Origin of the sequence: Desertibacillus haloalkaliphilus, assembly GCF_019039105.1 — a bacterium.
In the GTDB taxonomy this organism is placed as follows: domain Bacteria; phylum Bacillota; class Bacilli; order Bacillales; family KJ1-10-99; genus Desertibacillus; species Desertibacillus haloalkaliphilus.
Window position 1 is genome coordinate 1 of the sequence record NZ_JAHPIV010000087.1, and the last position, 467, is coordinate 467.

At 32.8% G+C, this 467-nt stretch carries 1 protein-coding gene; it reads left to right on the forward strand.

Annotated elements, in window-relative coordinates:
• Positions 1-169 (forward strand): UTRA domain-containing protein (locus tag KH400_RS20970; protein WP_217227963.1); only part of this gene is annotated, 169 nt, incomplete at its 5' end.
• Positions 170-467 lie beyond the last annotated feature (298 nt).

Sequence of the window (467 nt, forward strand, 5' to 3'; positions counted from 1 at the left end):
TCTTTTACCAGATGAAGAAATCAGGAAATTGCTTTCCTTAAAAGAAGGTACTCCTATTTTAAAAGTTCGTCTTTGGTCGACGCTAGAAAATGACGTTGTCTTTGAGTATACAGAGCTCTTCTTTAAGAGCGATGATTATAAGTTTACAATTGTCGCAAATAGATTTTAATTTTTCTAGAACTAGATTTTATGGGTGATAAAAAACCTTCTCACTTTACTTGTTGATGGTTCACGATAGTTTCACAAGTAATGCATCATTTTCATGTTAAAATAACTTTATACATGTACCAAATTTTAAAAAAGACAAATAGAGGAACAGGGAGAGAAACACAAATGAAACGGAAAATTTCTGTTATTGTTGGATTAGCTTTCGTTGCCATAGCTGTGTACTTTTTTACGGGAAACAGTGAAAGTGCAACAACAGATTATGACGTTGATAATATCAAGGAATTGGTGCACGATTACAG